Raw genomic sequence first — 6,981 nt, forward strand, 5'->3', positions numbered from 1 at the left:
CCCCAGCACACATAGGTCCTGGCGCCCAGCTCGGCGGCGAGGTCGAGGTTGTCCATGACCTTGCGCAGGGCGAAGCGGCGGACGTCGCGGTCGTTCGCGGTGAACGCGCCGTCCTTGAAGACCGGGTGGCCGAACAGGTTGGTGGTGGCGGTGGTGACGACCAGGCCCGTCTCGTCGAGGGCCTTGCGGAACGCGTTGACCTTCTCCTGCCGCTCGCCGGGCGAGGCGTCGAAGTCGAACACGTCGTTGTCGTGGAAGTTCACGCCGTAGGCGCCGATCTCGGCCAGCTTGCGGACGGCCCGGTCGGCGGGCATCGGCGGGCGGGTGCCGGGGCCGAACACGTCGACGCCCTGCCAGCCGACCGTCCAGATGCCGAACGAGAACCGGTCCTCGGGCGCGGGTGCGTAGTCGCTCATCAGAGTCCTCCTCAGATCTCCGGGGCGGAGTCGCGCAGCGCGGCGTAGCGTGCGCGGACCTCGGCATCGGTGTGTTCACTGGTGTGCTCGGTCGCGGGCGGTGCCGGCCACGCGGGCGGTCCGGGCGTTCCGGCGAGCGCCCAGGCCGCCTGGCGGGCGGCCCCGAGCGCGACGTACTCGGCGGGTTCGGGGACGGTCACCGGCGTCCCGAGGATCGCCGGCGCCAGGGTCCGGACGGCCGCGGCACGGGCGCCGCCGCCGATCAGCAGGGTGCGGCGCGGCCGGACGCCCTGCGCGGCGAGGTGGTCGACGGCGTCGGCGAGCGAGCACAGCAGCGCCTCCACCGCGGCCCGCGCCACGTTCTCCCGCGTCGCGTTGGACGTGGTCAGCCCCGCGAGCACGCCCGTCGCGTCCGGACGGTCGGGGGTGCGCTCCCCGTCGAGGTAGGGCAGCAGCGTGAGCCCGCCGGCGCCGGGCTCGGCGGCGAGGGCGAGCGCGGACAGCTCGTCCAGCGCGGTGCCCGTCATCTCCGCGGCGGCCGACAGGATCCGCGCGGCGTTCAGCGTGCAGACCAGTGGCAGGAACCGGCCGGTCGCGTCGGCGAACCCCGCGACCAGGCCGGACGGGTCGGCGGCGGGCTCGCCGGTCACCGCGAACGCCGTCCCGGACGTCCCGATCGATACCACCACGTCCCCCGGTTCGAGGGCGAGGCCGAGCGCGGCGCCCATGTTGTCGCCGGTCCCGGGGCCGAGCGCCGCGCCCCAGACCGTCTCGCCGACGCGCTCGCCCGGGGCCGCGACGCGCGGCGGTTCCGCGTCGTGGCCGAGTGCGGCGCGCAACAGGTCGGGCAGGTAGGCGCCGGTCGCGGGGGACCAGTAGCCGGTGCCGGACGCGTCGCCCCGGTCGGTCACCGGCTCGGGCGCGCCGAGCCGCAGCGTCAGCCAGTCGTGCGGGAGCATCACCCGCTCGGTGCGGCGCGCGTAGTCCGGCTCGTGCTCGGCCATCCAGCGCAGCTTCGTCACGGTGAAGGACGCGAGCGGCACGCTGCCGGTCCGCTCCGCCCACGACTTCGCGCCGCCGAGCTCCTCGACGAGCGCGCGGGCCTGCGGCGCCGAGCGCGTGTCGTTCCACAGCAGCGCGGGGCGGACGGCCGCGCCGGCGCCGTCGAGCGCGACCATGCCGTGCTGCTGGGCGGCGACGGAGACCGCGTCGGCCCGTTCGAGCACCTCCCGGACCTGCGACAGGGCGCTCCACCAGTGGTCGGGATGGCACTCGGTGCCGTCCGGATGCGGAGCGGACGCCTCGGCCACCACGGCGCCGTCATCGGCGCGGCACAGCACGACCTTCGTCGACTGCGTCGAGGAGTCGACGCCCGCGACCAGGCTCTCGGGCATCCGTTCCCCTTTCGTAAAGAGCTTGGACTAATTAACCTAGCAGAGGGCCGCAGGCCTGCCTATACATGCGATTCATTTAGGGTTGATTCATGACGAAGTCCGCGAACGGCCCCGTCCGGCACGCGACGATGCGGGAACGGAACCTCGCCGTCGTCCTGGAGCACGTCGCCCGGCACCAGCCCGTCACGCGCGCCCGCCTGGCCGATCTCACCGGCTTCACCAAGACCACCGTCTCCAACCTCGTCGCCCTGCTGGAGGGCGCCGGCCTGGTACGGGACGGGGCGCCCGTGCACGAGGGGGAGCGCGGGCGCCCCGGCGTGGGCGTGTCCCTGCACGGCGGCGGCGCCGCCGGGCTCGGCCTGGAGGTCAACGTCGACTACCTCGCCGCCTGCGTCCTCGACCTCGGCAAGCAGGTCCGCTACCGGCACGTGATCAGCTCCGACAACCGCGGCCGCGAGCCCGGCGACGTCCTCGCCGCGCTCACCGCGCTCGCGGCCGAGGCGGCGGCCGCCGCGGCCGGGCAGGGCCTCACCGTCGCGGGCGCCGCGGTCGCGCTGCCCGGCCTGCTCGACCGCGAGAACGGCGTGGTCCGGCACGCCCCGAACCTCGGCTGGACCGACGTCCCCGTCACCGGCGCCCCGGGCCTCGCGGCCGCGCTGCCCGCCGAGTACGACAACGAGGCCAACCTGGCGGCCCTCGGCGAGCTGTGGTTCGGCGGCGGCGCCCGGTTCGGCGACTTCGTGCACGTCTCCGGCGAGATCGGGATCGGCGCCGGCATCCTCGTGGACGGCCGGGTGTTCCGCGGCGCGCACGGCTTCGCCGGTGAGCTCGGCCATCTCGTCGCCGATCCGTCCGGCCCGCCCTGCTCCTGCGGGGGGCGCGGCTGCCTGGAGCAGATCGCCGGGCAGGAGGCGATCCTGCGCGCCGCCGGCCTGCCGGTGACCCGCCCGGCCGGCGGGCCCGAGGGCTCGGTGGGCAGGCTCGCCGACCGGCTCACCGCGGGCGACGAGGCCGCCCTGGACGCGGTGGCCCGGGCCGGCCGCGCGCTCGGCGGCGCCCTCGCCTCGGTCGTCAACCTGATCGACCCCGACACCATCGTGCTCGGCGGCGTCTTCTCCCCGCTCGCCGCCTGGGTCCGCCCGCCGCTGGAGGCGGTCCTGGCGGAAGGCGCCGGATCGCTCCGCCGGGGCGCACCGCCGGTGGAGGTCTCCGGCCTGGCCGAGGGCGCCGCCGTACTAGGCGCCGCCGCCCTGGTGGTGGAGCGCGTGATCGCCGACCCCGCCCACCTCCTGCCCTGAAGGGAGCGGGAGGTACTCGAACCAGGCGAAGTCCGCGTGGTTCTTGCTCGCGCGGCCGTTCGCGGTCGCGTAGAGGCCTAGGTAGGTGCCGGTGAAGCCGCCCGCGACCTGACTGGTCAGGATGTCGCCGTCCACGGGGTCGCCGAACGGCGTCCATGTTCCCGGCTCCACGCTGTAGGACGCCTGGTACCAGCGGCCGTGGGCCTCGAAGCCGAGCCGGACGGGTCCGGAGACGGCGGGACCCGCGGTGAGGACCGTCTCGATGCCCTGCTCTCGCTTGACGAGGCGCAGCCCGCTGCCCGTCGACACCAGCAGGACGTGGAAGTCGTTGTTCTGGACGAGGGCCAGCCCCGCCCATTCCTCGTCGGCCGGGGCGAAGTCGAGCTCGGTGAACGCGGCGAAGTCGTGGTGCTGCTGCCGCCGTCCGGCGAACGACGGGTTGGCGACGTCGGCGAGGCTCTCCGGGCGGACGCGCAGCCGCAGCCACCCCGGCCGCTCGCTCAGGCTCCACCAGCGCTCGCGCGGGGGCCGCAGCATGTTCCAGGCCGGCCCGAGTTCGGGCCCGTCGAACTGGTCGCACACCGGGACGGCCGGCCGCGGACTCGGCGGCAGCGACGGGACGGGACCGCCGGCCTCGATCCGCCCGCCGGTGACCGGCCAGCCGTCCTCCCAGGTGACCGGGGCGAGGAACGTCTCCCGCCCGAGCGCGCACCGGTCCTCGTGGTGCGGGCGCATCGCGAGCAGGACCATCCACCATTCGCCGTCCGGCGTCTCGACGAGATCGGCGTGCCCGGTCCCGACGATCGGATGACCGGCGCCGAGGTCGCGGTGGGTCAGCACCGGATTGCGCGGATTCCCCTCGTACGGGCCGGTCACGGCATCGGCCCGCGCGGCCATCACCGCGTGGTCCATGGCCGTGCCGCCCTCGGCGGTCAGCAGGTGGTAGCGGCCGTCGATCTTGTAGAGGTGGGAGCCCTCGGACCAGATCGCGCCCTTCACCGCGCCGTCCCAGATCACGTGCTCGTCACCGGTCAGCACCAGGGCGGACGGGTCGAACTCGCGCAGCCAGATCTCGGTGTGCCCCTCGTAGCGCCCGGTCGGCCGGGTGCCGGTGCACCAGGCGCGGCCGTCGTCGTCGAAGAACAGCGACGGGTCGATGCCCGCGCCGCCGAGCCGGTGCGCGTCCGACCACGGCCCGGCCGGATCGGCGGCGGTCAGCACGAAGTGGCCCGACCAGTCCGTCCCGTCGACGAGGGTGCAGACCAGGTAGTACGTGCCGTCGTGGTGGCGCAGCGTCGGCGCGTACAGGCCGCCGGACGCGGGCACGCCGTCCAGCGGGAGCTGCTCCGGCCGGTCCAGCGCGTGCCCGATCGGCCGCCAGTTCACCAGGTCGCGGCTGTGGTACACGGGCAGCCCGGGGAACCATTCGAACGTCGACGTCACCAGGTAGAAGTCGTCGCCCGCCCGGCAGATCGACGGGTCCGGGTGGAAGCCGGGCAGCACCGGCTCGGCGGCGCGCGTCAAAGCGGCGTCACCTTCACGGGAACGGTCAGGACGCGGTCCGGCCCGAGCTCGCGGACGGGACCGTCCAGGGTGAACGAGCCGCGCAGCGGCAGGTCGGCGCTCGACCGGCCGACCGACACCTCGATCACCCCGGGCTCGACGATGCGCCGCAGGTCGGGGCCGGTGAACGAGGTCCGGTCGGCGTGCACCCGGAACTCGGCCCGCGCCGCCTCGCCCGGCTCCAGCCGGATCCGGGCCCACCCGGCGAGCCAGCGCGCCGGCCGCACCACCGACGCGACCGGGTCGGACAGGTACAGCTGGACGATCTCGGTGCCCGCGCGGTCGCCGGTGTTGCGGACGGCCGCGCCGACCGTGACCGTGCCGTCGGTCGAGGCCCGCTCGCCCGCGCTGAAATCGGAGTACTCGAAGGACGTCCAGGTCAGGCCGTGGCCGAACGGGTACAGCGGGACGGGGTCGACCACGCTCCAGTCGTGCCCGCCGTCCATCAGCGACCGCAGGTAGGTGACCGGCGGGCCGGACGCGCGGCGCGGCACGCTGATCGGCATCCGCCCGGACGGCTCGACCCGCCCCGACAGGACGCCGGCGACGGCCCCGCCGCCCTCCTCGCCGGGGAAGAACGCCTGCACGACGGCGGCGGCCCGGTCGGCGATCGACTCGATCGCGTACGGCCGCCCGGTGAGCATCACGACGACCGTGGGGGTGCCGGTGTCCAGCACGGCGGCGGCCAGCTCGGCCTGCCGCCCCGGCAGCGCGAGCGTCTCGGTGTCGCAGCCCTCGCCGGAGGTGCCGCGGCCGAACAGCCCCGCCCGGTCGCCGAGCGCGAGCACGCACACCTCGGCGTCCCGCGCCGCCGCGACGGCGGACTCGATGTCGGCGTCGGCGGTGACGAACACGTCGTCCGAGGCCGCCACCCGCACGCCGGGCAGCTCGGCGCGCAGCGCGTCCGCCACGGTCGGGATCTCCACCCCGAGCGGCAGCTCCGGGTGCTGGCGGCCGACGTGGCTCGGGAAGGTGTAGCAGCCCATCATCCCGAACGGGTCGTCCGCGAGCGGGCCCGCCAGCACGACCCCGGAGCCGGAGCGCAGCGGCAGCACGCCGTCGTTGGCGAGCAGGACGACGGACTCCTCGGCCAGCCGCCTGGCCAGCGCCCGGTGCCCGGGGGGGTCGAAGTCCAGCGCCGCGCCGTCGCCGTCCGCGGGCACCTCGTCCAGCAGGCCGAGCTCGGCCTTCTGGGTGAGGACGCGGCCGGCGGCCCGGTCGAGCAGCTCCTCGGGCACGGTGCCCTGCCGGACCCGCTCGATCAGCGGGGGGCCGTAGCAGCGGACGGTCGGCAGCTCCATGTCGATCCCGGCCCGCAGCGCGAGCGCGGCGGCCTCGCCCCGCGACCCGGCCACCCGGTGCCGGGTCTCCAGGAACGAGATGCCGAAGTAGTCGGCGACGACGACGCCCGTGAAGCCCAGCTCCTCGCGCAGCAGGCCGGTGAGCAGGCGGTCGTCCGCGGCGGCGGGCATCCCGTCCACGTCGGTGTAGGAGTGCATGACCGAGCGGGCGCCGCCGTCGCGCAGCGCCAGCACGAACGGCTCCAGCACGACGTCGGCGAACTCGCGCGGCCCGATCGGCGTCGGGGCCATGTTCCGGCCCGCGCGGGACGCCGAGTACCCGGCGAAGTGCTTCAGCGTCGTGACGATGCCGGACCGTTCCAAGGCCCCCACGTATGCGGTTCCCAGGACCCCGACGAGGTACGGGTCCTCGCCGATGCACTCCTCCGTCCGGCCCCAGCGGGCGTCGCGGACGACGTCCAGCACGGGGGCGAGGCCCTGGTGGACGCCGGCCGCCCGCATGCTCGCCCCGATCGCGGCCGCCATCTCGGCCACCAGCTCGGTGTCGAAGGTCGCGCCCCATGCGGGCGGGCTCGGGAAGACGGTGGCGCCCCACGTCATGAAGCCGTTGAGGCACTCCTCGTGGGCGATCGCCGGGACGCCGAACCGGTTGCCGGCGGCGACGCGGCCCTGCAGCTCGCGGAGCCGCGCGGCGCCCTCGGCCGCCGCGACGGGCGCGGTCCCGAACACGCGGGTGAGCTGGCCCAGCCCCCGGTCGAGGACCTCGTCGAGGGACGGCGCCGCCTCGTTCGAGTCGTCCTCCATGGGGGCCACGGGTTCCCCCGGCTCGGCGGGCATCGCCCAGAATCCGGCGAGCTGGCCCGCCTTCTCCTCCGGCGTCATCCGGGCCAGCAGGTCGGCGACGCGCTCGGCGACCGGCAGTCCGCGGTCCTGCCAGGGGTCGCGGGTCGCGCTCGCGGCCGGGACGGCTTCGGTCATCGTTCCTCCGTGTGGGAAGACGGGGCGGGAG

General features: G+C 75.5%; 5 protein-coding genes. 1 reads left to right on the forward strand and 4 read right to left on the reverse strand.

All coding sequences use genetic code 11. The features are described 5' to 3' along the window. On the reverse strand, positions 1-416 hold a 416-nt coding region (locus E1293_RS42430; RefSeq protein ID WP_165978660.1), incomplete at its 3' end, for a TIM barrel protein. Between the two features lie 11 nt (positions 417-427). Next, positions 428-1,810 carry a xylulokinase gene (gene xylB, locus E1293_RS42435; protein ID WP_132205063.1) on the reverse strand — a complete coding sequence of 461 codons (1,383 nt, stop codon included), beginning with the start codon at positions 1,808-1,810 and terminating at the stop codon, positions 428-430. An 89-nt stretch (positions 1,811-1,899) separates the two neighbouring features. Here xylB and E1293_RS42440 point away from each other — a divergent pair, with 89 nt between their 5' ends. After that, positions 1,900-3,108, forward strand: a complete 1,209-nt coding sequence (locus tag E1293_RS42440; RefSeq protein ID WP_132205065.1) for an ROK family transcriptional regulator — start codon at positions 1,900-1,902, stop codon at positions 3,106-3,108. Here E1293_RS42440 and E1293_RS42445 read toward each other — a convergent pair. Both E1293_RS42445 and E1293_RS42450 read right to left on the reverse strand, forming a co-directional pair. Then, on the reverse strand, positions 3,046-4,632 hold the full coding sequence (locus tag E1293_RS42445; RefSeq protein WP_132205067.1) for a glycoside hydrolase family 43 protein: 1,587 nt from the start codon (positions 4,630-4,632) through the stop codon (positions 3,046-3,048). The two genes, E1293_RS42440 and E1293_RS42445, sit on opposite strands and share 63 nt — an antisense overlap. Further along, positions 4,629-6,950, reverse strand: coding sequence for a beta-xylosidase/alpha-l-arabinosidase (locus tag E1293_RS42450; RefSeq protein WP_132205069.1), 2,322 nt, complete (start codon positions 6,948-6,950; stop codon positions 4,629-4,631). The genes E1293_RS42445 and E1293_RS42450 overlap by 4 nt, the downstream gene beginning before the upstream one ends. Positions 6,951-6,981: the final 31 nt, after the last annotated feature.

It is taken from the genome of Actinomadura darangshiensis (assembly GCF_004349235.1).
GTDB lineage: Bacteria > Actinomycetota > Actinomycetes > Streptosporangiales > Streptosporangiaceae > Spirillospora > Spirillospora darangshiensis.

Excerpts from the sequence above, each read along its gene's own strand:
- xylB (WP_132205063.1), bottom strand. The coding sequence starts at position 1,810 with ATGCCCGAGAGCCTGGTCGCGGGCGTCGACTCCTCGACGCAGTCGACG.
- E1293_RS42440 (WP_132205065.1), top strand. The coding sequence starts at position 1,900 with ATGACGAAGTCCGCGAACGGCCCCGTCCGGCACGCGACGATGCGGGAA.
- E1293_RS42450 (WP_132205069.1), bottom strand. The coding sequence starts at position 6,950 with ATGACCGAAGCCGTCCCGGCCGCGAGCGCGACCCGCGACCCCTGGCAG.